Here is a 26,687-nt window from a genome sequence, read left to right as displayed (position 1 = left end):
GCCTGGCTTGGCTCTATCGCCGAAGCCGGGCAGGCGGCGCCTCCCGCCACCCGCCAAGCTGAAGACCATTCCGTGAGGCGGGAGATTAAACCCCTGCGCCAGAGTATGGCATAAAACCGGCCGGGAAGGCTAAGAGCCTTTTGGCCGCGAAAGGGCCATCATCTTATATATGGGCATCCCGGCGGTGAGCGCGATGTCCTCGGTGGAAAGGTAGTGACCGATGCTGTCGTCGAAGAGCAGGTTGCCGTCGGGCGGGAACTCGTCGTCCCCGGCCCAGAGCACCAGCATGATGGGTACATTGGGGAAGGCCCGCACGATCACCGACACGTCGCCGGTCTCGCCCTCGCCCTCGCCGCCCACCAGGGGGGCCAGCTCGGTGAGGAAGGCGGGGCGCTCGCCGAAGAAGCCCACCAGCGGGGCTTTGGCGCGCTTGACGAAGGCCGACCAGTAGAACTCGCCCGCCTCCACCTCGCGGTAGGTGATCCACTTGCCGCTGATGGGGGTGCCGTCCGCGTTGACCAGGTAGTGCAGGATCAGGGCCTGCTCGGCCAGGGGGATCTCCGGGCCCTCGTCCAGGGCGGTCACGGTGACCGGCGGGGCGGTGACCCGCACCGGGCGGCCGAAGTAGTTCAGCTCCAAGTATGAGCCGTCGTCCGCGGGCGCGGCCCCGGCCAGATCGGCCACCACTTTCCAGTCGCGGCCGGCCAGCTCCTCAACGGCCAGGTCAAAGCTCTTCTGATAATCGTCCACCCGGGCCATGTCTCGCTCCTCGCTGGTGGTTCAAGTCTCGGGCCTTCAATGTAGCCGAGGCGCGCGGGGATGTCGAGGGTGGGATGCCCCGAAGCTAGTCGCGCCCGCCGAACTTGCCCACGCCAGCCAGGCCGGCGGCGACACAAACCACCAGCACCCAGCCCACCAATTGCTGGACAAACAGAAAGTAGAACTTGCCGGACCCGACGAGTGCCTTGCTCATTGCTTCATGCTCGGGCCTCAGATCAATGAGAGGCAGCATGTTATCCAGGCTGAAGCCAAGGCAGAACAGCGCCCCATGTGGGCCGCCGCCAGCCGCGCCGCAAACTACGGCACCAATGCCGAGGAAAAGAATCGCCCAGATCAAGGCCGCAAAATATCGATAGCCCAGGCCATAACCAATGGTCCATTTGAGTAGATTACGCCCTGCTCGTGCCAGGGACCACTTGTCCATACGCCGTCGCTCCCTCTCCATCCCGGCGTACATGACCTCGTTGGCCTTGTCGGGCTGTCCTGACTCACGCAAAAACTTGGCGCATTGCTGGTAGGGATCCATGGAAAAGTCTTTTTGCTTTCCTAGCCAGCCCACGTACCAGGAGGCAGAGCGGTCGGAGGCGGTGGTGAATTTTTGTGAATTTCGAGATCGCTCGTTTTGTTCTTTAATAGTTTCTAGCGAACCCACGCTATTATAACGAAAGCCATCTAAACGTAGAGATTCTGGCCAATCTTCCTGACCATCAAGCACCGAACCAACCGAAGTTTCCCGTAGGTCTATAGAGCCGTTGTACCAAGAGATCGACTTCATTTGGTCAGGATGGGAAAGGACCAAATCGCTAGTTATTTTGGCCTGGGATAGGCTCACTTTGTTCAAGTGGCAACCGGCTAAAGACAAAGAGCCACCAACTCGGCAAAGGTGCAAGTGCAACTCATCGAAAAACCGAACTCTGAGCATAATGAAATTTGAGGCCGCACGCAAACCCTCGCAATTAACCGGCCCCAAGAATCCTGCGCCCGACATATCTATTTGTAAACCAACACGCACACCGGGTAGACGTACAGAATCGAAACGCCCATTGCGAAGTGAAAAACTGTCTCCAATTTCAGAAGCATCCATGCCGAGTTCACCACTAAAACGAGCGTGGTTTACACTAAGGTCTCCGTCCACTCGCAAGCCAAATAAATGGGCGGATGTAAGGCGAGCTTTACGCAAGGCAAAATCCCCTTTGATGTGGGCAGAATCCATTGTTAGTTCTTCTTTAATAACTATGTCATCTGCATACATTGAACTCCCTAATATTGCTTCCTTGAGATTAACTTCACCTAAAAATTTCGCCTCCTCCATTCCGACTTGTCCGCCCACAGACACGCCTATTAGGTAGGCAGAGGCGAACCGGCCTTGGCTCAGGAAAAGGCTGCCTTTGATTACAGCGCGATCCATGGCCAGGGTGCCAGTAACCTCCGCACCGATCATGGTAAGCTGTCCGCCCACTTGAACACCTAGCAAACGGGTTGAGGAGAAGCGGCCTCGGCGAAGAAAAAGGCCGCCTTTGATTACAGCGCGGTCCATGCCCAAATCGCCGCTAAACTTCGCTTCCTCCATGGATACTAACCCGCCCACTTGAACACCACGTAGGTTAGCGGAGGCGAAGCGGCCTTTGCCCAGGAAAAGGCTGCCATTGATCTCGGCCCCATCCATAGCCAGCTCGCCGCTGAACTCTGCGCCGGTCATGGAAAGCTGCCCGCCCACCTGCACGCCATGGAGGCGGGCGGAGGCGAAGCGGCCCTGGCGAAGGGAGAGATTGTCCGTGATTACGGCCCGATCCATATGCAGTTCTTTGGCTAGCGCCGATCCTTCTAAACTGAAGTTGAATTTAAAGCGGGCCGCCCACCCGGACAAGCCGCCTTCAAAACGCGACTGCTCCAGCCAAAGCTCGCAAGCAACTTCGGCCTGGCCCAGGTCAATATCGCCCTCAAAAAACGCCCCGAAAATCCGCACCCCCACATGCGTGATCAGTCCCCGCCATGGCTCGCACAGCAAAATGGTGCGCAGGAAATCCGGCCGCAGCGTCCTCCGTTCTTTTTCCTCCTCAGCCCAAAGCGACTCATCCTTGGGGTCAAGTTCCTTGCCGTAGCGCTGGTTGAAATTCGCCTCTCGCCCCGTTCGCACCTGCTCCCAAACCCAACGCTCGGGCTCGGTCCACTTGTGCGAGGGCAAGGGCACCCAGGGCTCTTGGCTTACCGGCGGCAAGCCGGCCAGGTCTTTCCCGGCGATATCATGCATGGCGAAACTCCCCCCAAAGGAGTGCTGAGCAGGCAGGCCATTATAGCAACTTCGGGGGCGGTTTGGCGTTGGGGGCGAGGAGGCTCTATAGTTGAGGCATGGCCAAAAAGAAAAAACGCAAGGACGCGGCCCCGCCCAAGCCCAAGGACACGGGGTTTAATGCGCCCTTCGCCGGGCTGGGCAAGGTGCTGAAAAAAAGCGCGAAGCCCCAGGCCGCCCCGGCTCCGAAACCGGAGCCCAAGCGCCCGGCCGAGGACGAGGGCGCGATGTTCGCCAACGCCATGCGGGACGTGAACCGCATGAAGCGCGGCCCCAAGCCCAAGGACGCACCGCCCAACCCGGCCTTGATCGACGAGGCGGTGGACGAGGAGCTGGAGGTGATGGCCCACCTGGCCGAGCTGGTGAGCGGGGCGGGAGATTTCGATTTGCGCATGAGCGACCAGTACGTGCGCGGGGCCCAGGCCGGGGTGGGGCCGGAGCTGATGGCGCGTCTGGCCGCCGGGGCCTTCCCCATCCAGGACCACATCGATCTGCACGGCCTGAGCCTGGAGCAGGCCGAGAGCGAGACCGCCGACTTCATCGCGGGCGCGGTGGCGCGGGGCCTAAGGCACGTACTCATCGTGCACGGCAAGGGTAAGGGCTCGCCGGGCGGGGTGCCGGTCTTGAAGGAAGCCCTGGCCGCGACGCTCAAGACCAAGCGCTTCAAGCGCTCGGTGCTGGCCTTTTGCACCGCGCAAGGGATAGACGGCGGCACCGGGGCCATGTATCTGTTGCTGAGAAAATGGTCGGGGCCCAAGCAGACTAAGTGGTGAGGCGCGAGGGCTCCCCATCCTGGCTGCAAAACTCGTTTCGCGATTTATCTCGCTCGACGTATTGCGGCATACGCCTCGCTCGCCAAATCCCTGCAACTTCGTTTTTCGCCGAAGATGGAAAACCCCCGGAGATTGCCTTGCTCTCAAGCATCTGGCCGCGCGGCTGGGGGTCTGCTACGCAGGTCGCATAAATACTGGCCATTATCATTGCTGATTTTATCCCGCATAAATACGGGCTGAAATGAGTGGCCACCGGCAGGCCGCATGGATGCTGGGCGAATTACTTGCCCGGGGTGCGTTGGCCGCAGGTCTGGAGCCGCATGCCCACCGTCTGGCGCAGCTTGCCGTCCTTGTCGTAGACCTCCACCCTGTCCGCGTACATCTTGGCCGAGCCGCTGCGGATTAAGCGCACGTACTGCTGGCTCAGGTAGCAGACCCCGGGCTTGGTGTTGTAGTTGAACCACACCACCAAGGGGGCGGAGTCCCAGGCCTTGAACTTGCCTTTGGGGTCCACGGTGAAGGCGCAATTTTCCGGGTGCCCCCCGTCGATGATGCAGGCCTGATAGGCCACCTGGTTGTACACGGTGTAGGCCGAGGCCGGGGCGGCCAGGCACAGGGCCGCGCCCAGCATAACCGCCAAAGTGAGCAACTTGAACGCCTTCATGTTTTCCTCTTTTCGTCGCGGGTGGCCCTGGGCGCGGACCTATTTGCGACCCAGGCGGCCCAGGGTGCTGCCCAGGGGGCTGCCCTTTTCCTTTTGGGTGAGGCCCAGGCGGGCGCGCAGCACCGCCTTGTCGGGCTCCAGCATGATCAGCTCGGAGCCGGGGGGCTCCTCCTCGTCGGGCACCAGGCGCTCGGGGTCGCTGGGGCGCGGCGGCTCGTCGCCGGCGGCGATCATCTGGCCCAGGGTCAGGGTGAGGGCCTCCTCGCCGTTGTGGCAGGCCATATCCTTGTTGGGGCCCCAAGCGGTGAGGCGGGCCAGGTTGGGAAAGACCACCTCCCAGCCGCCCTGGGTGGGCATGAGCATCGCCGGGTAAGGGGCCAGGCCCTCCACCGCGCGCAGCAAGGCTTGTCTCGCTATTTTGTCGGCCATGAGGCACTCTCCGGGCATGAGGGGAGCATTGATCTATATTCGCCCGTGGGGCGGGAAGAGGCAAGGAGTTTGGCGGGAGGGGGAAGAAGGGGGAAGGGAGAGGAGAGGAGAAGAGGAGAAGAGAAAAGAAAAGAAAAAGAAAAGCGTTTTTTGTCGGGGTCACTCGGGGCCGGCATAAGGGCTGGGGAAAACGAGAGGCGCTCGCTGGCGGGGCGCGGAGGGCGAGAAGAAAAGAGGAGGGAAAAAGAAAAGGAAAAGGCGTTTTTTTTGTCGGGGTCACTCGGGGCCGGCATAAGGGATGGGGCAAATGAGGAGCGCTCGCTGGCGGGGCGCGGTCGGAGAGAGGCAAGCGGAGTTGCGCTTGCTTTTATTTTTGGCGGGTCGGCGGGAGGGGCGTTGGGGCGGGGCGAGGAGACGCCGGCCCCTTGGCGACCCCGGCGGGGGGTGGTGGGGGAAAAGAGAAGCAACGAACCGCTGGGGCAAAGGCGGGCCGATGTAGGGGCGGGGTTTATCCCCGCCCGAGAGACTCTCGCGTGCCGGAGGGCCGACACGAAACTCCATTTTTGCTTTCTTAATTACAGAAATCAGAAAGTCATCGCGAGGAGCGGCGGTAACGGGCGGCGGGAGAAAAGGGAGAGGTCTTCCGCCGCTCCGTGGCGATCTTCGTTGGTGTTGTCTCCGGCTTGCAGCAAAGAAAAGAGAGGAAGAAAAGAAAAAGAAAAAGCGTTTTTTACCGGGGTCGCGCGGGGCCGGCATAAGAGCTGGGGAAAACGAGAGGCGCTCGCTGGCGGGGCGTGGCGGGCGAGAAGAAAAGAGGAGGGAAAAAGAAAAGGAAAAAGCGTTTTTTTGTCGGGGTCACTCGGGGCCGGCATAAGGGCTGGGGAAAACGAGAGGCGCTCGCTGGCGGGGCGTGGTCGCTGAGTAGGGCAAGCGGAGTTGCGGGCGAGGAATATTAGCGAGGCTGGTTGGAAGCAGGCCTGCACAGGGCGGGGAGATGCCGGCCCCTTGGCGACCCCGGCGGGGGGTGGTGGGGGAGAAGAGATAGGAAGAAAAAAAGACTGAACTGCCGGAGCGCTGGGGAGCTCCGATTAACGCCCGAGCAAGACAGCCCCGCCTGCAAGAGGCGAGGCGGTTGAGTGCGTCGGCGAGGCGCGCAGTTGCAGCGTTTTGGCGGCCGAGGCGTATGTGGTCAATACGTCGAGGGAGTCAAAACGCGAAACACGCGCCGCAGCCAGCAATCGGCCGCCGAGCTACATGCGGCACCAGCGGGAGCCGCTGGGCGTATCGATAACCTGTATGCCGCGCTGGGCCAGTTCTTCGCGGAGCTGGTCGGCCAGGGCGAAGTCGCCCGAGGCGCGGGCGGCCTGGCGGCGGGTGAGCAGCTCGTCGATCTCGGGGTCGCGGGCCGGGCGCTCCAGGTCGATGATGCCCAGCACCTGGTTGGCCTGCTCCAAAAAGCCCAGCACCTTCTCCACCTGGGAGGCGTCCATCTGCTGACTGTTCATCAGGCGGTTAATGCGCCGGATGAAGGTGAAGAGATGTCCCATGGCCTTGGGCACGTTGAGGTCATTGTCCATGGCCTCCTGGATGCCGCTCTTGAGCTCGTAGAGATACTGGTCCAGGTCCGGGGCGTGGGAGCAGGGGCTGATGAAGCTCAGCCGCGCCACGAAGTCGTTGATACGCTCCACCGACTTGGCCGCCTGGTCCAGCTGCTCCTGGTCGTAGGTCAGCGGGCGGCGGTAGTGCTGGCCCAAAAGCCAGAAGCGCACCGCGGCCGGACTGTAGCCCTGGTCCAGGATCTCGCGGATGGTCACGTCGTTGCCCACCACCCGCGAGGCCTTCTTGCCCTCGACCATGACCACCTCGGAGTGCATCCAAAGGTTGGCCAGGGGCTTGCCGGTCAGGCCCTCGGCCACGGCGATCTCGTTCTCGCCGTGGGGGAAGATCAAATCCGTGGAGGCCAGGTGGATGTCAAAGGGCTGGCCCAGGTGCTTGGAGGACATGGTGGCGCACTCCACATGCCAGCCCGGGCGCACGTTGCCCCAGGGGGTCTGCCAGTAGATGCCCGCCTTCAGATCGGCCAGGGAGGCCCGCTTGAAGATGGTGAAGTCGCGCGGGTTGTCCTTCTCGTAATAGTCGTAGTCCGTGTGCTTGTCGCACTGGGTGGCCGCGATGTCCACCCCCGAAAGCTTGCCGTATTTCTCGAAGCGGCTGATGTTGAAGTAGATGCTTCTGAGTTTCTCGTAGGCCAGGCCCTTGTCCAACAGGTCGCGGGCGGTGTCCACCATCTCGCTAATGTGCTCGGAGGCCTTGGGGTAGTCCAGGGCGGGCCGCATGCCCAGGGCGGCCATGTCCTCGAAGAACACGCGCTCCCACTTGGCGGTGAACTGTTTCCAGTCCGCCCCTTCCTTGAGGCACTGGTTGATGGTGCGGTCGTCCACGTCGGCGATGTTTATCACCAGCTTGACCTCGAAGCCCCTAAACTCCAGATAGCGGCGCACCAGGTCCGCGAAGATCATGCGGCGGCCCAGGCCCAAATCCGGCGGGCCGTCCAGGGAGGGGCCGCAGGCGTAGATGCCCACCCGGCCGGGCTGGGTGGGGACCAGATCCTCCACCTCGCGGCTGAGGGTGTTGTAGAACCTCAGCGGGATGGGCACCTTTTCGCTGCTGAACAGGGGGGTGGACAAATAGCGCTCGCCGCCGTCGGGCAAAAGGGCCACCACCACCGAGCCGTCGGGCAGGGTGGCGGCCTGGTCCAGGGCCACTTTCATGGCCGCGCCCGCGCTCATGCCCACGAAGATGCCTTCCTCGCGGGCCAGGCGGCGGCTCATCTCGTAGGCGCTGTCGTCGTCCACGTTGACCAGGATGTCCACCTCGCCGGGGGCGAAGATGCCCGGGGCGTAGGACTCCTTCATGTTCTTGAGGCCCTGAATCTTGTGGCCCTGGTAGGGCTCCACCGCCACCACCTTGACCTTGGGGTCTATCTGATGAAAGCGTCGGGTGAGGCCCATCACCGTGCCCGAGGTGCCCAGGGTGGAAACCACCAGGTCCACCTTGCCCTCGGTGTCGGCGTAGATCTCGTCGGCCGTGGAGCCTTCGGCGGCGTGGGCCCGCCAGTTGTCGTCGTTGTTGAACTGGTCCACCAGGAAGTAGCGCTCCGGCTCCTCGCGGGCCAGGCGGTAGGCCTCCTCGATGGCCCCGTCGGTGGACATGTGGGCCGGGGTGAGCAGTATCTCCGCGCCGTAGGCCTTGAGAATCTTGCGCCGCTCCAAAGAGGCGGACTCGGCCATGGTGAAGAGCATCTTGTAGCCCTTGACCGCGCAGGCCATGGCCAGGCCGATGCCGGTGTTGCCGCTGGTGGCCTCCAGAAGGACCTTGTCCTTGGTCAGCTCGCCGCGCCGCTCGGCCTCTTCGATCATGTTGAGCGCCGGGCGGTCCTTCACCGAACCGCCGGGGTTCATGAACTCCAGCTTGGCGTAGACGGTCACGCCGGGGTTGTGGTTGAGCCGGTTGATGCGCACCAGGGGGGTGCCGCCCACCAGCTCCAGGATGTTATCCACACGGGGGCTCATTGATCTTCCTCGCCGATTGAACCAGTGTGGCCCCAAGCATACTCAAGCGGGGGGGGATAGTAAAGGCTTGCGGCTTTAGCTTGGGGATTGTGTCGGAGGCCCGATTGGATATATTAAATAGGTCTATCGGCATGGAAGGAGGAGGGAGCATGAAACGAGGGGTTATCTGGCTTGCGATTCTGGCCTTGGCTCTCATGGCGGGCGGCGCGGCCCGGGCCGCCGGCAACGAACCGGTGGGACATTTGCACGAGGCCACCAAGGCCCTGGCCGACGACATCCACGCTCAACGCCAGGCCCAGGGCATCCCGGACCAGGCGCAGAGCAAACAGGCCTTGGGCTCGCAAAAGAAGGTGCGCTTCCGCCTGCCCATGAACGCGGGCAAGGGCAAAGACACCGCCAGCGCCTATTGCTTCGGCTACACCCTCAACTGCACCGCCCGGGTGGTGGGGCCGGCCAACCAGTACTCCGGCAAGGTGACCACCAGCGAGGGCAGCAAGGTGGAGTTCAAGAACCAGAAGGCGGGCGACCCCCTGGACATGACCCTCCATACCGGTTACTTCGGCGACACCACCTTTTCGGTTATCATGGAAGCCGGGAGCGAGCCCTGGCCCGGGGAGGCCGTGGTGGAGCTGGTTTGCAGCTATTGAGAATTCGGAAAGCCATAAGCAAGGAGGACAAGTTGGGGATGCATAAAAGCCTGTTGCTGGTGACGGCCCTGTGCCTGGCCTTTTTGGCCGCCTGCGCCACCACCGGCAGTTGGGATGGTTTCTCCGAAACCGACAAGGGAGCCTGGCAGGCGGTGGGCGCCTCGCCGGAGTACGCTAACGCCCTGCGCGGGGTGGGCATCAGCCCGGCCCAGTCCAAGGCCTGGACCAACGCCGGGTTCACCGACGGCCCGGACATCGCGGCCTGGTACAAGGCCGGCTTCGGCCCGGGCGAGGCCCGCGACTGGCGCCTGGCCCGCTTCAGCCCCCAGGACGCGGCGGTGTGGAAAAAGGGCGGCTTCAGCCTGCAACAGACCCAGGCCTGGATCGCGGCCACCGGCTTCAACGCCCACCAGGCCAAGCAGTGGAGCGACAACGGTTTCGCGGACCCGCAGCTGGCCCAGGCTTGGCACAAGGCCGGTTTCGGGCCCCTGGACGCCAAGCAATGGAACGGCCTGGGCTTCTCCACCAACGAGGCCAAGGCCTGGCAGGCCCAGGGCTTCGACCCGCCCGAGGCGGCCAACTGGAAGAAGAACGGCTTCGACCTGAACAAGGCCATCGACTACCGCAAGAAGGGGCTCAAGCCCGCGGGCAAGTAAGCGGCCTGGCCTAGAGACAATCGGGGCGTCCGGGGAAACCCGGGCGCCTTTTTATTTGCCCTTTCCCAGGGCAACCAGATGAAATAACGAGACAATTAATTTTTTATTTGCATTAGGGGCGCAATCGGGTATCTCTTTAGTTAGTCAATATTAACTTGTTTAGGTATTACTTATTGCCGCGATACGGCCACACCCAAAGGAGAAGCACGCATGGCCAAGGCGCTCATCATTTACGGCTCCACCACCGGCAACACCCAATCCGCCGCCCAGGCCATTGCCGGGGTCCTGGACGGCGACGGCTTGGAGACCACCCTCAAGGACGTGGCCGAGGCCAGGCCGGGCGACCTGAACGGCGGCTACGACCTTTTGCTCCTGGGCAGCTCCACCTGGGGCGATGACGAGATCGAGCTGCAAGAGGACTTCGCTGAGTTCTACGAAAAGATGGACGGGCTGGGCCTGAAGGACAAAAAGGTGGCCGTTTTCGGCTGCGGCGACAGCTCTTACACCCACTTTTGCGGCGCGGTGGACGCCATCGAGCAGAAGGCCGAGGAGCTGGGGGCCGAACTGGTGGCCAGCGGCCTGAAGATAGACGGCGACCCGGACGACGCGGAAGAGGACATCCAGGCCTGGGCCAACAGCGTGGCCGAGGCGGCCTAGAGGCCCCGCGCGGCGCGAAAGGAGGCAGGATTCAGGGCATGGCTTGCAGGGCAAAACGAATCATCAATCTGCACCGCAACGGCATGGACGCCTGCAACTCTGGCGACCTGGAGGGCGCGGTGGGCAAGCTGCGCACCGCCCTCGACGAGGTGCGCGCCATCGGCCTGGAATGCTACCAGGCCAAGATCATGAACAACCTGGGCATCGTGCTGGAGATGAAGGGCGAGCCAGCCCAGGCCAGGGAGCATTACCAGGCCGCCCTGGAGATGATCCAAGGCAAGCTGGGCGGCGAGACGGTGCTGGGCCGGGTCATGGCCGAGAACCTGGACCGGGTGTCGCGGAGCATCGCGGTCCACTAGCGGCCCGCGCCATAGGCAAGAGAAAGGCCCCGCCGGAATCCGGCGGGGCCTTGGGGTGTGCTGAGTAGGCTTTGGGGCCTAGACGTGGTCCTCCAGGATGGCGCGCCATTGGGGATGACGCAGGCGCTGCAGGGCCTTTTTCTCGATCTGGCGCACCCGCTCGCGGCTCAGGCCAAAGACCTGGCCCACCTGCTCCAGGGTGTGCTCGTCCTCGTCGCCCAGGCCGAAGCGCATCTCCAGGATTCGCTTCTCACGGTCGTCCAGGGACTCCAGGGCCTCGCCCAGGTGGATGTGCATTTCGCCCTCACCCACCTTCTCGAAGGCGTTCTCGGCCTCCTTGTTCTCGATGAAGTCGCCCAGCTCGTCGCCGTCCTCGCCCACCGGGGTCTCCAGGCTGGTGGAGTCCAGGGTCAGGTTCACGATCTCCTTGACCTTGCCCTCGTCGATGCCCACCTTCTCGGCCACTTCCTTGGGGGAAGGCTCGCGGCCCAGCTCCTTCAGCAGGCCGTAGTAGACCCGGAAGTACTTGGAGCGGAGCTCCAGGAGGTGGATCGGGATCCGGATGGTGCGGGCCTGGTCGTAGATGGCCCGGCTGATGGTCTGGCGGATCCACCAGGAGGCAAAGGTGCTGAAGCGGTAGCCGGTCTTGTAGTCGTAGCGGTTCACCGCCTTCATCAGGCCGATGTTGCCTTCCTGAATCAGGTCGGCGAAGCTCAGGCCACGGAAGGTGTACTTCTTGGCGATGGACACGGCCAGACGCAGGTTGGCCTCCACCATCTCCTGCACGGCGATCTCCACCCGCAGGCGGGCGTCCTCGATCTCCTCCAGGGTCTTGGCCAGCTTCTTGGTCGGCTTCTTTTTGGCGGCGGCCCGCTGCAACAGCTCGAAGGTGTCGGCCATCACGTCTTCGACGGACATGGGCGACTTGTGGCTGTCGGCCAACCAGGCCTCGATGCGCACGCAGCTGTCGCTGGCGTCCTTGTCGCTTTTGATGATGTCCAGGGCTCTGCTCAATATGGCGTCGCGCCCATCCTGGATGGCCTTACCCAGTTCCAGTTCGCGCTCCGGGGTCAACAGATCCCGTCCCTCGACCTCCTTAAAATAGGTGACCGGAGTGTCCAGGCTGAAATCGGACCCTTTGTATTCACGGCTATCGGCCATGATAATTCACCTCTTCCCAACAGGGCCCCGCGCGGTCCAACGCTTTCGGCTGCCAGCCGCACGGAGTCTTTTCTCTGTTCAGGCTCGCCGCGCCGGATTTGGCTTTTTCCGGGCGCGGTCATCTAAGGGTTAACCTAAGCATCCGAGAGCGAAAGTCAAACCTTCACCCTCATTTATTATTCTGCGCCTCGTGCCGCGGCGATGGAAGCCATAAGCTCCCCATGGTGGGCGGGCACCGGACGGGCCGGGCGGCGGCTCATGTTTATGGCCTCGCTGGGGCAGGCCGTGACACACAGGCCGCAACCCAGGCAAAGCTCCTCGTTTACTTCCGCCGTCTCGTCGTCCACCATTATCGCGGCCACTTGGCAGATGGCCTCGCACTCGCCGCAGGCCACGCAGGCCTCGGAATCCACCATGGCCAGATAGGCCGCCTGGCTGACTCCGCCCAGCTTGTTCAGCCGGGTGATGGTTTGCAAAAACATGCAGCAATCGCCGCAGCAGTTGCACAAAAAATTTACGTTTTGCGCAACGTTATCAACCACGTGCACCAGGCCGGCCTTTTCGGCCCGCTCCAGGGCGTCCAGGAGATCATCTTGGCTGGCTTTTCTCGCCCAGCCCTGCTCCACCGCGAACTCGGCGAACGATCCGAAGATCATGCACACATCCAGGGGCGCGTCGCATCCCTGGCCCAGCTCGTGGGCCTGCTCGCGGCAGTAGCAGTTGGTCAGGGCCAGGTGCTCGTGTTGGCGAATGAGCTCCTCGGCCCGCTCCAAAGGCAGTATTTCCTGGCTGTTGGCCACCGCCCGCCCCACGGGGATCACCCGCGAGTAAGGCGTGGGCGCCTCGGCGAAGGCCTTGCCCACCCCGGGCTCGTAGTAGGCCTCGAACAAGGCGGCCATGCGGCGCTTGGCCGCGCCCGGCGCGCTGGCCCAAAACTGGGCCTCGGCCATGCCCGGCGCCATGGGCAGCAGGCTGTAGTAGTTGCCCTGCCGAGCCCGGCGGCGGTAGACCAGCCCCTTGGCGGCCATGGCGTCCAAAAGGGCATGGGCCTCGTCTTGGGGCAGGCCGGCCTCGTCGGCCAGCTTGGCGGCCTTTTTGGGCCGGAAGGGCATAAGCGCGGCCAGCCCGGCCTCGGCCGGGGTGAACAGCTCGCGCAGAATGGCCATGAGCTCCGGGCCCTGGGGAGCGCCCAAGGGGGCGCGGTCCAGGTTTTTCGCCAAGCTTTCGTAGGCGTCCTGAGCGGGGCTGGCCATGGTTTCGCCTGCCAAAACACTACCTTAAGGTTAAAAGCATACCCCTTCCCTCTGAGGGGAAGGGGCCTACCTGCACGCAATCTGAGAGTGTGGAGTATCGTCATAATAATGTCAAGCAAAAACTGCGTATTTGTGAAATTGGACTGTTGCATAACAGGGGGCGGCTCCCGCCCATATATAATGTTGTCGCGCGCGGCGGACCCAAAAACATCGCGCCGGCCATACTTGCCGCCGCCTTCATGGCCGCAACTTGAATGTGAGCCGGGGCTTTCCCCCGGTTTGCCAAAGCTTGACTCTCCACATGGGCGGGGATATCATTATTTCAAATGATTTGCATCAACTAAAACCTTCACAATTAGTGATGAAAGCCTCCGGCCATGGAACTGAACACCCTGAAGATATTCAATGCCGTGGCCGAGCTGGGCAGCGTCACCCGGGCGGCGGAAAAGCTCAACTACGTTCAATCCAACATCACCGCCCGCGTCCGGCAGTTGGAGCAGGAGCTGGGGACCGAGCTTTTTTACCGGCGGCCCCGGGGCATGACCCTGACTCCCGCCGGGATGACCTTGCTGGAGTACTCCCGGCACATCGAGCTGCTGGCAGCGGAGGCGATCCTGGCGGTGGGGGACCAGGGCGAGGCCAAGGGGCCGTTGCGCATCGGCTCCCTGGGCTCCATCGCCTCGGCCCGTCTGCCCCTGGTGCTGGCCGCGTTTCACCGGCAGCATCCCAAAGTGGAGGTGATGCTGAGCACCGGGTTGGATGATGAGCTGGTCAGGGACCTTTTGGACTACAAGCTCGACGGCGTCTTTGTTCCCGAAGGCGTGGTAAACCCGGAGATCATCGCCGAGCCGGTTTTCCAGGAAGAGCTGGTGCTGGTGGCTCACCAGGACGCGGATTTGTCCCGCCCCCACGATGCCTGCATGGCCGTTTTGTGCTTTTCCCTGGGATGCCTGTATAACGACCGCTTGCAGAGGTGGCTGGATGAGCGAGGCCTCCCGCCCCGCCGCATCATGGAGCTGCGCTCCTGGGACGGCGTGCTGGGCTGCGTGGCCGCCGGCATGGGGGTGTCGGCCATGCCCCGCATCATCGTGGGCAAATCCCCGGTGGCCGGATCATTGCAAATGGTCCCCTTGCCGCCCCATCTGAAAGACATCACCATTGTATTCGCCCGCCGCCGGGACACCTTGCGGACCAAGGCCCAGGAAGAGTTTCTGAAAATGACCCGGCAGCAGCTGGGCGGGGAGCGAGCCTAGCCCGGCGCTCCGAGCGCGGCCCCGCATCCGCGCCTCCGCAAAAAAACTTTGACACGCGGCGTGGTTGAGCATACCTCTCGGGAAACTGGAACTTTGAGCTGATCGGGTCGAAATAGACCTTCAGGGCCGTGGGCACAAGCTGCTCACGGCCCTTTTCTTTTGCCCGCACGGCATAAACCGAACGTACACCGGAGAACGAACCATGTTGACCGACATCCCAGCACCCATCAAGATCAGCGAACATCTGTACCAGCTGGGCACACCCTTTTACCCGGTGTACCTCTCCCTGGGGGACCAGGGCATGATCATCGAGGGCGGCACCGGCGGCACCGCCGAGCTGATCGCCGAGCAGGTGAAGATGCTGGGCGTCGCGCCCGAGCGCATCGCCTACATGGCCCTGACCCACACCCACGCCGACCACATCGGCGCGATGCCCCGCCTGCGCAAGCTGCGACCCCTCCTTATATAAAAGGATGTCCTCCGGAGGGGGTTATTGTTTCGCCGGGGGGACGCGGTTAACCTGAAAATATACCTATTTGCCCATCGGGAGACTGGAATATGGAGCGGGAACTGGAGCTGAGCACCCGCGGCGGGGAAACGGCGCGGGTGAGCGCCGTTGAACTGGCAGAGCTGGCCAAGCGGCTGCAAGGCCGGCTGATAGCGCCCCAGGACCCGGAGTACGAGCAGGCCCGGCGCATCTGGAACGGCATGATCGACAAACGGCCCGGGCTCATCGCTCGCTGCGGCGGCGGGGCCGACGTGCAAGCCTGCGTGAACTTCGCCCGGGAGAGGCGGATCAAGGTGGCGGTGCGCTCGGGCGGGCACAACGTAGCCGGGAGGGCGGTGTGCGACGGGGGGCTGGTTATCGACCTTAGTCAGATGACCAGTGTCGAAGTGGACCCCGAGGCCCGGACCGCCACGGCCCAGGGCGGGGCCACCTTGGGAGATCTGGACCAGGCCACGGTGCCCCACGGCCTGGCCGCGCCGGTGGGGGTGGTGGCTGAAACCGGGGCCGCGGGTCTCACCCTGCACGGCGGCTATGGCTGGCTCTGCCGGGACCGGGGCCTGGCCTGCGACAACCTTCTCCGGGCCGAGTTGGTGTTGGCCGACGGCCGGCTGGTCCACGCCAGCCCCACCCAGAACCCGGACTTGCTCTGGGCCCTCAAGGGCGGGGGAGGCAACTTCGGCATTGTCACCTCCCTTACCTACCGCTTGGCCTCGGTACCCGAAAGCAACCTCGTTGCCTTGGTTCTCTACCCCATGGACCAGGCCTGGCCCGTGCTGGAAGCCATCGGCAGCTACATGCAATCCGCCCCCCGCGAGCTGGCCGTCCTGGCCAGCTTTTGGACCGCCCCGGCCGAGGAGGGCGTGCCGCCCCAGGCTTTGGGCCAGGACGTGCTTTGGGTGCTTGGGGTGTATCACGGCCCGCCCGCCGGAGCTGAAAAGGCGGTGCGGCCCCTGAAGGAGGCCGCCGAACCCATAGCGGACCTGAGCCACGCTACCGACTGGTTGGGGGTGCAGTCGCTGTTCGACGGCGAGTACCCGGATGGACGGCGCTACTACTGGAAGGCGCAGTACCTGGACAGCCTGAGCGGGGAAGTGGTGGAGGAGCTGGTCGCGGCTACGGCCCGGCGGCCTTCTTCCCTCACCTCCCTGGACCTGTGGTTTCTGGGTGGAGCGGTGAATGAGGTGGACCCGGCGGCCACCGCCTTTTCCCAGCGAAGCAAGCCCTGCCTGGTGAACCTGGAGTCCAACTGGGAGGACCCGGCCGATGACCAGGCCAACCTGGACTGGACCCGGGGGGTGTTCAAGAGATTGGAGGGCATGTCCAGCGGCGGGGCCTACCTCAACTTCCCGGGCATGGCCGAGGAAGGCGAGGAAACCTTAAAGGCGGCCTACCAGGGCAACCTAGAACGACTGCGCCGGGTGAAGGAGGCCTACGACCCAGGCAACTTCTTTGCCGGCAACTTCAACATCACCCCCCCCAGATAGGCGTTGACAAGCCGAACGGATGAGCATATCTTTCGGGGAAACTAGAACTTTCGGAGCGAACCGGATAGTCATGATAACCCATCAGTCCCGCACCTTCTTTAGCTACTTCGTCTTTAGCGGCTTTATAGGTGCGCCCATGGGCTGATCGGGTCGAAATAGACCTTCAGGGCCGTGGGCACAAGCTGCTCACGGCCCTTTTCTTTTGCCCGCACGGCATAAACCGAACGTACACCGGAGAACGAACCATGTTGACCGACATCCCAGCACCCATCAAGATCAGCGAACATCTGTACCAGCTGGGCACACCCTTTTACCCGGTGTACCTCTCCCTGGGGGACCAGGGCATGATCATCGAGGGCGGCACCGGCGGCACCGCCGAGCTGATCGCCGAGCAGGTGAAGATGCTGGGCGTCGCGCCCGAGCGCATCGCCTACATGGCCCTGACCCACACCCACGCCGACCACATCGGCGCGGTGCCCCGCCTGCGCAAGCTGTGGCCCCACCTCAAGGTCATGGCCAGCCCCAAGGCGGCCGCGGCCCTGGCCCACCCCAAGCATCTGGAAAGCTTCCTCCCGGCCGACCGCATGATCAGCAAGATTTTGGTGGGCATGGGGGTGATCGACGAGCTGCCGCCGGTGCTGGAGGAGTACGACTTCTCGGTGGACGTGGTGGTGGAGGAAGGGGCGCGCATCGCCCTGGGCCAGGGAGTGGAATGGCACGTGCTCCTCACCCCCGGCCACTCGGCCTGCCACACCTCTTATTACGAAAGCGGCGAGCAGGTCTTGGCCCTGGGCGACATGGCCGGCTACTTCGACCCCGGCCGGGAGATCATCTGGCCCAACTACTTCTCGGGGTTGCAGGACTACTGCCTGAGCATCCAGAAGCTGGCCATTTTGCCCGCGCGCCGGGCGGTGCTCAGCCACAACGGCGCGGTGGATCTGACCAAGCGGCCCTTCCTGGAGGACGCCCTGGTCGCCACCCTGGAGTATCACGGCCAGCTCATGGAGCGCCTGGCCTCGGGCGAAGCCCAGGCCGACACCTGCGCCGAGCAGGCGGCCTGGGTGCACTCCTACGCGCCCATCGCCTCGGTAAAGGCCATCGAGTTCCTGGTGGGGCTCTTGTGCAAGCAGAGCTCCCGGGTGGTGGAGCAGGTGGCGGTCGCGCCGCTGGGATGGAGCGCGCCGAGGGTGGAGATGCAAGCCGGGGCGTAGGGTCGCAAGGAAAAGTGTAGGTTGGGTAGAGCGAAGCGAAACCCAACAGTACCTATTTAGAATGTAGGGCGGGGTTTATCCCCGCCCTTGGTTTTTCATCCAGAAATAGAAGGTCATCGCGAGGAGCGGCGGCCAAGGATGGTGGGAGAAAGGGGAAGCTTGTCCGCCGCTCCGTGGCGATCTTCCCTGGTGTCGTCTCCGGCCTGGAGCAAAGAGAAGAGAGAAAAAGAGAAGAATAAAAAAAGAAAAAGCGGTTTTTTGTCGGGGTCACCCTGAGCCGGCATAACAGTGGTTGCTTAAATAGAATGGCTCGCCGGCGGGGCGGAGTCGCGGAGGAGGCAAGCGGACGTAGGTCCGCTTTTCATTTTTGGTGGGTGGGCAGGATAGGTGCTTTGGCGGCGCGGGGAGATGCCGGCCCCGAGGCGACCCCGGCGGGGGGTGGTTGGGAGGACAAGAAAAGAGAAAGAAACGAGGCCAGGCGCCAGGGCAATATTTATGCGGCCAGGGCCTAGCCGAAGGGGCGGCCGAAGTAGGTGAGCACCGCCAGGGCCAGAAGATACACGCTGATCAGGGACTGGATGCCAGAGACCACGCGCACCCAGCCAGTGGCCCGCAGGGTGTACTCGCGGGGTTGCATGCGCGAGATCCAGTTGCCTACGTTAAGGTCGCGCCAGCCGATGTGGAAGGCGGAAAGGATGGAGAAGTAGAGGGCGTTGCGCCAGGCTTTGCCAGCGCCCAGCCGTTCAACGCCTTCCTCCTCAGGTTTTTTTAAGATTCGTGTAGGGCTCCATACGCGGTAGATTCCATCCCCGTCGGTTCCACGGAGGGCGAACCAGTAAGCAACGGCAAAAAACGGTATGAGAAATAGCATTATTGACAGCGGACGGCCAGGATTCATGCCCCAGCCGCTAGGCAATTCAAAAATAACGTATGCGACTAGCCCCTCAAAATGGCCATAATTTTTTTTGCGGTCATTTCGCATAATTGCATACGTAAGCTGGCGCTCCTGGGTACTTAAGCCGCTAGAAAAGGCAAGATTGCGCAATTTTATAAGACAAACTGGGAACAAACGGTAGGTTAACAAGTCAAGATTATGTGTACTTGCCAGAAAACTTATATTTGGGATTTTTTCATTGATAATGTCCAGGGCCGTCCCCTCGAAGTCATTATCGACAAAGAATGCTTTTGAGAAGTCGACTTCGTATTCTAAATCATCGGGGGTGCGGACATTCCCTCTATCTATAAAACATTCTTTAAATTTATTTTTTGTAATTACAGTTCCGGCAAACGTAGCTGAAGATATCTTCGCTCTATACCACAGAACTTCATGAAACATCGATTTATTAAAATTCGTCTGGTTCAATGCAGTCATTGTGAGATCACACATTATATAGTTACAATTATTTGCTGTAACCTTTTTAAAAAAGGCGTTTGTTAATTTGGTGTTCGAAAACACACTGTCCTCAAACTTTGAGTTTACGAAGAACGTATCACTTAAATCAGAGTCTTGAAATTTACATTTTACAAAAACTGTGTCTTGGAAAGATATCCCTTTTAAAAGCACTCTGTTAAACAAGGTGTTATTAAATTTGGCTCCTTCTAGAAATGCTCTCGTAAGGTCAACATCTTCCAATATAGCACCTGTAAAATTCGCTTGCGCCCCACTCTTTTTGTCAGACCAAATCCATTGGTAATGTTTATCCAACATCTTTTTTAGCTGGGATTCAGTTAGTTTCCTTCCGTTTCCCAGCATTACTACAAATTTCGGTTGTGCAGACTCAGCAAAAACCATTATGGGTATCACTAAAGAAACTAAAAGAGACAATACTATCCCAACTAAACTAGTTTTCATGATTTCCCCCCCGGGATTCTAATATGCCTCACGCCCTCTTTGTGCTGGCACATCAGGAGAGCGACGGTATATTTTCTATTGACTATACTACATATTTATACCTCATAGCCAGATGGGTATTTTCATTTGAACACCGAAGGCATGAAATGCTCGCGCTGCAAGAAACCGGCGCGGCACCGGCTGCCCAGCCACAACGCCCGCTTTTGCGACCACTGTTTGGGCGTGTTCTTCCGGCGGCAGGTGGAAAAGGCCATCAAGCAGTTCGACATGCTGGAGTTCGGCCAGCGGGTCTTGGTGGCGGTCAGCGGAGGCAAGGACTCCCTGGCCCTGTGGCAGGTGCTCATCGAGCTGGGCTACCCTGCCGAGGGGGTGCACGTGGCCCTGGAGCTGGGCGACGGCAAATTCGGGGAGGCATCCCTGGCCTCGTGCCAAGAGATGGCCCAACGCCTGGGCGCGCCGCTGCATGTGTTCAACATGGCTAAGCTGGCCGGGTTCACGGTGCAGGAGATCGCCTGGGCCAACAAGCGCTCCTTCTGCTCGGTGTGCGGCACCCTCAAGCGCTACCACCTCAACCGCCTGGCCCTGGAGCTGGATTGCGACGTTATCGCCACCGGTCACCACCTGGACGACGAGGCGGCGCGCCTGCTGGGAAACCTGGTGCGGCGCCACGAGCACTATCTGGAGAACCAGTGGCCCACCCTGCCCGGAGTGCCGGGAGCCTTCGCCAAGAAGGTGAAGCCCTTGTGCCGCCTGCACGCGGCGGAAGTTAAGAGCTACGCCAAAGCCCACGATCTGCCGGTGGCCCGGGGCGACTGCCCCCGCAGCAAAGGCGCCACCCTGCCCTATTACACCGAGGCGGTGCGCCTGCTGGAAGACCGCATGCCCGGCACCTGCATGAACTTCTATATGGGCTATCTGGAGCAAAAGGACGGGCCGCCCGCCGCGCCGAAGGATTTCCAGCGCTGCCCCACCTGCGGCACGCCCACCTTTGCCGAGACCTGCACGGTGTGCCGCTTCCTGGAGCGCACGGCCGAGCGCGAGGAAAGGAAGGCCCGTGCGGCTCAAGAGCCCGGTTAGCTTCGACCCCGAGGGGGAGCTGGGTCGCATCGCGGCCTTTGCCGAGCAGTGGCAGAGCCTGTTCCGCCCGGCTGATGTGGCCTACACCCCGGCCCACTTCACCGCCGAGCTGGAGCGCCTGCAAGAGGCCGAGCGCCTGCGCCTGTACCTGATCACCCGGCCCCAGGCCCCGGTGGCGTTGGCCATTTTGGACGGCCTGAGCCAGAGCGAGGCCATCGAGCTGTTGGCCCTGGCCCCGCTGGACGACGCCGACACGGTGCGGCCCTGGCTGGCCACCCCGGCCCAGCGGCGGCAGATGATGGCCGCCGCGCCCGAAGAAGGCAGCGGGAGAGGAGTGTATCCCTTTTTGGTGGGCGAGCCCGAGGGCGTGGCGCTAATCGACCTGGAGCCCGAGGGCCTGGTCTTGGCCATGGCCCGCTGGGGGCACCTGAACGTGCTGGACGAGGAGCCGCTTATCGCCGAGCGCCTGCACCTGCTGGGCCAGCAGATCGAGCGCCTGGGCAAACCGGGCTCGGGCGACTAGGCCCCGCCCCGCCAGCACCTCGTTATTCTTATTCTGTCCCCCTTTTCCTTCTTTCAGTTTGGGTACTGTTGGGTTTCGCTTCGCTCTACCCAACCTACACTTTTTCCCTTCTCCCCCACCCCCCACCGTCGGGGTCGCCAAGGGGCCGGCGTCTCCTCGCGCCGCGCGGGCCTGCCTCTAGCGAGCCTCTCTAAAATTTCTCTCCCCCGCCTCCGCTTGCCCAGGTCTGCGAGGAAGCCCCGCCAGCGAGTCTCGCTCTTCGGCAACCACTGTTATGCCGGCCCCGTGCGACCTCGACAAAAAACACCTTTTCTTTTGTTTTCCCCTTCTTCTCTTTGTTCCTCCCCGGCGGCAACACCAAGGAAGATCGCCACGTCGCGGCGGGAGGGTTTCCCCTTCCTGCCAACGCCCGTGGCCGCCGCTCCTCGCGATGACTGGCTATTTCTGTAATTTTAAGCAGCGCTCTAATTCTTAGGCGACCTGCCAGGCGCCCGGCGCAGGCGGCCGGTTATGGCCGCGGAGGCCATTCAGGGGAAGGATCGACCGTAAACCAGTAGAAAAGCAGCGACACCGCCCCGCCCATCACCACCACCATAATGCACAGCACCAACAAGCGGCCCATGCGTTCATCGATGGGGCCGGTGGATTTGTACAGCCCCAGGTGGGCCAAGACCTTGAGCAGGACCCAGATGAAGATGACCAGCAGGACCAGGAGGGTGCCCACCAGGAAGACCCAGGCCAGGAGGCTGCCGAAGGTATCCAGCGCACCTTCGCCCAGGTTTTCGTATGGCAGCATGGGTTCGCGCAAGAGCCGGCTCCTCCTCTTGGGGCCAGTATAGCACCAGGAGGATGGGGGGGCAGCGCGGGGATGGGGGGGCAGCGCGGGGATGGGGGGGCAGCGCGGGGATGGGGGGAGAAACGCTGGGGTGGGGAGAAGAAAGAGAGAAGAAGAAAAAAGGAGAGAAGAGAAGAGGAAGAGAAGGGAGGGAAAAAAGAGAAAAGAAAAGCGTTTTTTGTCGGGGTCACCCAGGGCCGGCAGAACAGTGGTTGCCGGGGAGAGGTGCTCGCTGGCGGGGCGGGGTCGCGGGCCTGGGCAAGCGGAGGCGGAGGCGGGGAATATTAGGGAGGTTGGTAGGAGGCAGGATTTCATGGGGCGGGGAGATGCCGGCCCAGTGGCGACCCCGGCGGGGGGGTGGTTGGGGGAGAGAAGAAAAGTGTGGGTTGGCTAGAGCGAAGCGAAACCTAACAGTACCCAACTTGAAAGAAAGAAGAGGAAGAGAAAGAAGAGAAGAGAGAAAGGAGAAAAAACGAAAGAAAAGCGTTTTTTTGTCGGGGTCACCCAGGGCCGGCATAACACTGGTTGCCGGGGAGAGGCGCTCGCTGGCGGGGCGGGGTCGCGGGCCTGGGCAAGCGGAGGCGGGGGAGGGAAAGATTAGGGAGGTTGGCGGGAGGCAGGCTGGGGTGGGGCGCGGAGACGCCGGCCCAGTTGCGACCCCGGCGGGGGGTGGTTGGGGGAGAGGAGAAAGAGAAAGAAAAGAGAGAGAAGCAGGGGAAAGGCGGAGAGTGAATTTAGAGCAGGGTGCCTTCCAGGTCGTAATCGTGGGTGGCGGTGATGCGGCAGGGCGCGATGCTGCCGGGTTCGGCCGAGCCTTCGGTGATGATCACCAGGCCGTCCACCTCCGGGGCCTGGGCGGCGGTGCGTCCGGCCCAGACCAGGTCGCTGTCCGGGTGGGGGCCCAGAACCAACACCGGGAGCTCCGCGCCCTGGAGGCGGGCCAGGCGCTCGCGGCTGATGCGTTGCTGCATCGCCATGATGCGTTCTTGACGCTCCAGGGCCAGCTCCTCGGGCGGGGCCTCCATGCGGGCCGAACGGGTACCCGCCTCTGGCGAAAAGGCGAACACGCCCAGGCGGTCGAAGCCGGTCTCGGCCACGAAGCGCTCCAGCTCGGCGAACTCCGCCTCGCCCTCGCCGGGATGGCCCACCAGCAGGGTGGTGCGCAGGGTGGCCTGGGGGCACAGCGTCCGGATCTCGGCCACCAGCGCCCGAAGCTCCGCGCCGGTCTTGCGGCGGCCCATGGCCTGCAAGACCGGGTCGGCGATGTGCTGCAAGGGCAGGTCAAAGTAGGGCACCACCTTGGGGGTGGCGATCATGGCCGCGATCATCTCGCGGTCCAGCAGGTCGGGGTGCAGGTAATGCGGCCGCAGCCAGGCGATGCCTTCGATATCGGCCAGCGCGGCCAATAGCTCGGCCAGGCCGGGGCCGCCCAAGTCGCGGCCGTAGGAGGTGAGGTCCTGGGCCACCAGGTTAAGCTCCTTCACGCCTTGCCCGGCCAGGGCCTGGGCCTCGGCCACCACGTCGGCCACCGGGCGGGAGCGCAGGCGGCCGCGAATCTTGGGGATGGTGCAAAAGGCGCAGGAGTGCACACAGCCGTCGGCCACCCTGAGATAGGCCCAGCCCGGCCCGGTGCTGAGCGCGCGGGGATCGGCCGCGCCGAAGATGCCCGCCGGCGGGCTGATGGCCAGGCGTCCGCTTGGCGGGGCGGCCAGGTGCTCCAGCAGGCGGGGGGCCTCGCCGGGCGCGAGCAGCAGGTCCACCTCGGGCAGGCTGGCGGCCAGCTTTTTGCCGTAGCGCCCCACCAGACAGCCGGCCACCACCAGGCGCTGGTCCGGTCCCTTGGCCTCGGCCAACTCCAGGGCCGCCTCGATGGCCTCCTCCACCGCGGGCTGGATGAAGCCGCAGGTGTTGACCAAAAGCAGCTCGGCCAGCTCGGGGGTGTCGGTGGCCTCCCACCCGGCGCGCAGCAACAGCCCGGCCAAATGCTCGCCCTCCACCAAGTTCTTGGCGCAGCCCAGATTGACCAGATAGTAGAGACCGCTCAAGAGGCCCATCCCTTCACCAGGTAGGCGTCGATCATGGCGCACATCCACAGGCCGTAGGCCACCGCGCCCAGGCCCAGGAGCCAGCCCAGCCAGCGGGGGATGGGCGCGAAAAGGGTGCGGCGGTAGTCGGCCGCCTCCCAGCCGCGCCCGCCGCGCAGGATGCACAGCGAGGCAAAGAAAACATAGCACTCCACCGCAAAGGGAGGAAAGCCCAGATAACCGGCCAAGGGCATCTCGAAAATCTTGGGCTCGGCCAGGTAGGGGATGTTGTAGACCCAGCGCGCCCCGGCCAGCCAGTTCCAGGACTCCCAAAAGGCCCCGCAGATGGCGCCTGCCACCAAAAGGCCCAGGAAGGGCGAGAGGTCGCCCCGCTCCCAGGAGCGCATCAGGCTGGGGACACCATAAAAATGGTTCAACGGCTCCAACAAAAACACCAGGCTACCCCAAACCAGTGGGAAAAATACATGGGGCCAAGCCATGGGAAGTATTAGCATTAGCGCGCCGACCCCAACAAAGTATGGGTACCAGGCCCTGGTGGCCGGAATCGGGCGAATATTGGCGCCCTGGCGGAAGCCCCAGACGCGCAGAAGCTCGTAGGTCTCGAAAATGCCGGGCAGCACCGTGGCGTAGGCGATGAAAGCGCCGGCCCAGCGCTCGGCCAAACGGGGCGGTACCCCCACGTAGAACCAGTCTTGCAGGCGCAGGTTGACCATCTCCCAGGCGAACCAGAAGGCGGCGCTGGCCAGGCACATCAGGGCAAAGGTCTTGAATCGGTTGATTATCAGGCTGTTGCCCGCGCGACGCTGCACCAGGGCGTCGGCCAGGCCGATGTAGCCCCACCAGGCCATCTGGTAGAACCAGACGCGGACCCATTCCACCCCCGCCAGAGAGCCGGCCAGGGCGAAAGCGAAGATCCCCGCGCCCAGCCAGCCGTGCCAATTTTTTGACGTCAGGGGTATAAAGGCCATGATTTCACCATAAACTAGCGTGAAACATTAACGCTTTTTCTTGTATTTTGTATAAGTTACGTCCTGAACCTCGGGTAGAGGCTCCTGGGGGGACAAACCTTCCAGTTTCAGCCAGGCGGCCAAATCGGCCAGGGCACGACGGGCCTGGGCCGCCCCACGCTGCTTTTTATATACTTTTTCCTCCAGAGGAGGCAGCAAACCGAAGTTCACATTTGATGGTTGGAAGTCCTTGCTGGCTTGGTTTTGCAAATGCGACACCAACCCGCCCAGAGCAGTGGTTGGCGGTGGGGTTAGTAAAGCTTCTTTGTGCACAAGGCGTGACGCGTTGATTCCACAGAGTATCCCCATGGCCGCCGATTCGACATACCCCTCCACACCGGCCAATTGGCCGGCCACGAAAAGATCGGACTTCCCGATAATGCGCTGAAAAGGGTCCAGAACTCGGGGGGCATCCAGGAAGGTGTTGCGGTGGATGGAGCCCCAGCGGACAAACTCCGCCTCACGCAGGGCGGGGATCAGGCGAAACACCTGGTTTTGCGCCTGGTAGGTCAGCTTGGTCTGAAAGCCTACCAGGTTCAGCATGGTGCCGGCCTGGTTTTCCTTGCGCAGCTGGACCACCGCGTGGGGCCAGCGCCCGGTGCGTGGGTCGTCCAGGCCCACCGGCTTCATGGGGCCGAAAAGCAGCGTCTTCTCGCCGCGCGAGGCCATCACCTCTATGGGCAGGCAGCCCTCGAAGAAGCGGGCCTTCTCGAAATCCTTGAGCGGCACCTGGGCCGCCGAGGTCAGGGCCGCGTAAAACGCGTCATATTCACTCTTGTTTAAGGGGCAATTGAGGTAGTCGCCCTCCCCCGGCTCGCCGTAGCGGTCTCCCCACCAAGCCGAGGACATATCTACCGTTTCCAGGGAGACGATCGGCGCGATGGCATCGTAAAAATGCAAGTGATCACTGCCAGTTACCCTGCCAAGCTCCTCGGCGAGGGCCTCGGTGGTCAAAGGCCCGGTGGCCAAAATGGCCGGCGTGTTGGGCAGGGTATCCACCCGGCGGGTCTCGCGCGAGATGTTGGGCTCCGCCTCGATCTGGGCCTCCAGGTGCGCCGCGAACCGCTCCCGGTCCACGGCCAGGGCCTTGCCCGCGCCCACCGCGGTTTCCCGTGCCGCGCGCATCATGGCCGAGCCGATGATGGCCATCTCGGCCTTCAGCAGGCCCACCGCGCTGGATATCTGGGCCGAACGCAGGGAATTGGAGCAAACCAGCTCGCCCAGGTGGGGAGAATGGTGCGCCGGGGTGAATTCGGCGGGCTTCATCTCCACCAAAGTTACCTTTACCCCGAACCGGGCCGCGGCCAAGGCCGCCTCGCAGCCGGCCAGACCGCCTCCGATCACCAAAAGCTCTTCGGCCATGCTCTCTCGTCACCTTTCTCACGCCCGGCCTTGCCGGGTTGGCCCCTCGGCCGCGACAGCAGCGCTCTTTGGGGGCCCAGGGGGCATAAACCGCCCTGGTTTTGGGGACAGGGAAGGTGAAACTAGCTCCCCTGATTTGGTTTATGGTAAATCCCGCTTGAGTTACGGCCCCTTGCGCCACCATACAACCAATAGCTTATATGGTCCGCCTTGGGCCCACGCCGCGATTTTATGCCTTCCGCCGGTCTCTCCGATGTGGCCCGCTGCCGCGCGGGGCACGCTTTTTAGC

Annotated in this window: 23 protein-coding genes; 11 read left to right on the top strand and 12 right to left on the bottom strand. The window is 62.6% G+C overall.

The window, feature by feature from the left end; translation table 11 throughout:
- Positions 1-129 precede the first annotated feature (129 nt).
- Complete coding sequence (locus KQH53_18095; protein MCB2228593.1) at positions 130-759, bottom strand: DUF3786 domain-containing protein; 630 nt, start codon at positions 757-759, stop codon at positions 130-132.
- 85 nt (positions 760-844) lie between these two features.
- Positions 845-3,031: a hypothetical protein gene (locus tag KQH53_18090; GenBank protein ID MCB2228592.1), complete on the bottom strand. Its 2,187-nt coding sequence runs from the start codon at positions 3,029-3,031 to the stop codon at positions 845-847.
- Positions 3,032-3,129: 98 nt separating this feature from the next.
- On the opposite strand from KQH53_18090, the gene KQH53_18085 reads away from it, so the two are divergent.
- Positions 3,130-3,843 carry a Smr/MutS family protein gene (locus KQH53_18085; GenBank protein ID MCB2228591.1) on the top strand — a complete coding sequence of 238 codons (714 nt, stop codon included), beginning with the start codon at positions 3,130-3,132 and terminating at the stop codon, positions 3,841-3,843.
- 280 nt (positions 3,844-4,123) lie between these two features.
- Here the strand turns inward: KQH53_18085 and KQH53_18080 are convergent, their stop codons facing one another.
- The 3 genes from KQH53_18080 to cysS all read right to left on the bottom strand — a co-directional run bounded on the left by KQH53_18080 (position 4,124) and on the right by cysS (position 8,508).
- The gene (locus KQH53_18080; GenBank protein ID MCB2228590.1) at positions 4,124-4,507 is read right to left on the bottom strand and encodes a hypothetical protein; all 384 of its coding nucleotides are present in this window, start codon (positions 4,505-4,507) and stop codon (positions 4,124-4,126) included.
- A gap of 39 nt (positions 4,508-4,546) precedes the next feature.
- A complete protein-coding gene (locus tag KQH53_18075; GenBank protein MCB2228589.1) occupies positions 4,547-4,936 on the bottom strand; it encodes a type II toxin-antitoxin system HicB family antitoxin in 390 nt (129 codons plus the stop codon).
- A 1,250-nt stretch (positions 4,937-6,186) separates the two neighbouring features.
- Positions 6,187-8,508 carry a cysteine--tRNA ligase gene (cysS, locus tag KQH53_18070; GenBank protein ID MCB2228588.1) on the bottom strand — a complete coding sequence of 774 codons (2,322 nt, stop codon included), beginning with the start codon at positions 8,506-8,508 and terminating at the stop codon, positions 6,187-6,189.
- 149 nt (positions 8,509-8,657) lie between these two features.
- Between cysS and KQH53_18065 the strand changes: the two genes are divergently transcribed.
- From KQH53_18065 to KQH53_18050, 4 genes are all read left to right on the top strand, one after another.
- Positions 8,658-9,155: a hypothetical protein gene (locus KQH53_18065; protein ID MCB2228587.1), complete on the top strand. Its 498-nt coding sequence runs from the start codon at positions 8,658-8,660 to the stop codon at positions 9,153-9,155.
- A gap of 38 nt (positions 9,156-9,193) precedes the next feature.
- Complete coding sequence (locus KQH53_18060) at positions 9,194-9,811, top strand: hypothetical protein (protein ID MCB2228586.1); 618 nt, start codon at positions 9,194-9,196, stop codon at positions 9,809-9,811.
- Positions 9,812-10,021: 210 nt separating this feature from the next.
- Positions 10,022-10,468: a flavodoxin gene (locus tag KQH53_18055; protein MCB2228585.1), complete on the top strand. Its 447-nt coding sequence runs from the start codon at positions 10,022-10,024 to the stop codon at positions 10,466-10,468.
- A 38-nt stretch (positions 10,469-10,506) separates the two neighbouring features.
- Complete coding sequence (locus KQH53_18050) at positions 10,507-10,827, top strand: tetratricopeptide repeat protein (GenBank protein ID MCB2228584.1); 321 nt, start codon at positions 10,507-10,509, stop codon at positions 10,825-10,827.
- 78 nt (positions 10,828-10,905) lie between these two features.
- On the opposite strand, the gene KQH53_18045 is transcribed toward KQH53_18050, so the two are convergent.
- Together KQH53_18045 and KQH53_18040 are read right to left on the bottom strand one after the other, a co-directional pair.
- Positions 10,906-11,988, bottom strand: a complete 1,083-nt coding sequence (locus tag KQH53_18045; GenBank protein MCB2228583.1) for a sigma-70 family RNA polymerase sigma factor — start codon at positions 11,986-11,988, stop codon at positions 10,906-10,908.
- Between the two features lie 176 nt (positions 11,989-12,164).
- Positions 12,165-13,241, bottom strand: a complete 1,077-nt coding sequence (locus tag KQH53_18040; protein ID MCB2228582.1) for a 4Fe-4S binding protein — start codon at positions 13,239-13,241, stop codon at positions 12,165-12,167.
- A 377-nt stretch (positions 13,242-13,618) separates the two neighbouring features.
- On the opposite strand from KQH53_18040, the gene KQH53_18035 reads away from it, so the two are divergent.
- The 4 genes from KQH53_18035 (at position 13,619) to KQH53_18020 (ending at position 17,697) form a co-directional block, all read left to right on the top strand.
- Positions 13,619-14,494: a LysR family transcriptional regulator gene (locus tag KQH53_18035; GenBank protein ID MCB2228581.1), complete on the top strand. Its 876-nt coding sequence runs from the start codon at positions 13,619-13,621 to the stop codon at positions 14,492-14,494.
- A 202-nt stretch (positions 14,495-14,696) separates the two neighbouring features.
- A complete protein-coding gene (locus KQH53_18030) occupies positions 14,697-14,963 on the top strand; it encodes an MBL fold metallo-hydrolase (protein MCB2228580.1) in 267 nt (88 codons plus the stop codon).
- Positions 14,964-15,052: 89 nt separating this feature from the next.
- On the top strand, positions 15,053-16,486 hold the full coding sequence (locus tag KQH53_18025; GenBank protein ID MCB2228579.1) for an FAD-binding oxidoreductase: 1,434 nt from the start codon (positions 15,053-15,055) through the stop codon (positions 16,484-16,486).
- A 245-nt stretch (positions 16,487-16,731) separates the two neighbouring features.
- Positions 16,732-17,697 carry an MBL fold metallo-hydrolase gene (locus tag KQH53_18020; protein MCB2228578.1) on the top strand — a complete coding sequence of 322 codons (966 nt, stop codon included), beginning with the start codon at positions 16,732-16,734 and terminating at the stop codon, positions 17,695-17,697.
- Between the two features lie 508 nt (positions 17,698-18,205).
- On the opposite strand, the gene KQH53_18015 is transcribed toward KQH53_18020, so the two are convergent.
- A complete protein-coding gene (locus tag KQH53_18015; GenBank protein MCB2228577.1) occupies positions 18,206-19,549 on the bottom strand; it encodes a pentapeptide repeat-containing protein in 1,344 nt (447 codons plus the stop codon).
- Between the two features lie 126 nt (positions 19,550-19,675).
- Between KQH53_18015 and KQH53_18010 the strand changes: the two genes are divergently transcribed.
- Together KQH53_18010 and KQH53_18005 are read left to right on the top strand one after the other, a co-directional pair.
- On the top strand, positions 19,676-20,626 hold the full coding sequence (locus tag KQH53_18010; GenBank protein MCB2228576.1) for an adenine nucleotide alpha hydrolase family protein: 951 nt from the start codon (positions 19,676-19,678) through the stop codon (positions 20,624-20,626).
- Complete coding sequence (locus tag KQH53_18005) at positions 20,604-21,149, top strand: hypothetical protein (protein MCB2228575.1); 546 nt, start codon at positions 20,604-20,606, stop codon at positions 21,147-21,149. Before KQH53_18010 ends, KQH53_18005 begins: the two co-directional genes overlap by 23 nt.
- A 508-nt stretch (positions 21,150-21,657) precedes the next feature.
- Here KQH53_18005 and KQH53_18000 read toward each other — a convergent pair.
- From KQH53_18000 to trmFO, 4 genes are all read right to left on the bottom strand, one after another.
- Positions 21,658-21,957 (bottom strand): hypothetical protein, encoded by a 300-nt coding sequence (locus KQH53_18000; GenBank protein ID MCB2228574.1) that lies wholly within the window; start codon positions 21,955-21,957, stop codon positions 21,658-21,660.
- 761 nt (positions 21,958-22,718) lie between these two features.
- Entirely contained in the window at positions 22,719-24,029 is a 1,311-nt protein-coding gene (gene rimO / locus KQH53_17995; protein ID MCB2228573.1) for a 30S ribosomal protein S12 methylthiotransferase RimO, read from the bottom strand.
- Entirely contained in the window at positions 24,026-24,997 is a 972-nt protein-coding gene (locus KQH53_17990) for a hypothetical protein (GenBank protein ID MCB2228572.1), read from the bottom strand. The genes rimO and KQH53_17990 overlap by 4 nt, the downstream gene beginning before the upstream one ends.
- A 27-nt stretch (positions 24,998-25,024) precedes the next feature.
- Complete coding sequence (gene trmFO / locus KQH53_17985) at positions 25,025-26,398, bottom strand: methylenetetrahydrofolate--tRNA-(uracil(54)-C(5))-methyltransferase (FADH(2)-oxidizing) TrmFO (GenBank protein MCB2228571.1); 1,374 nt, start codon at positions 26,396-26,398, stop codon at positions 25,025-25,027.
- Positions 26,399-26,687: the final 289 nt, after the last annotated feature.

It is taken from the genome of Desulfarculaceae bacterium (assembly GCA_020444545.1).
GTDB lineage: Bacteria > Desulfobacterota > Desulfarculia > Desulfarculales > Desulfarculaceae > Desulfoferula.
The sequence above is the reverse complement of the archived record's forward strand: the minus strand, read 5'-3'. Positions and strand labels throughout refer to the sequence as shown.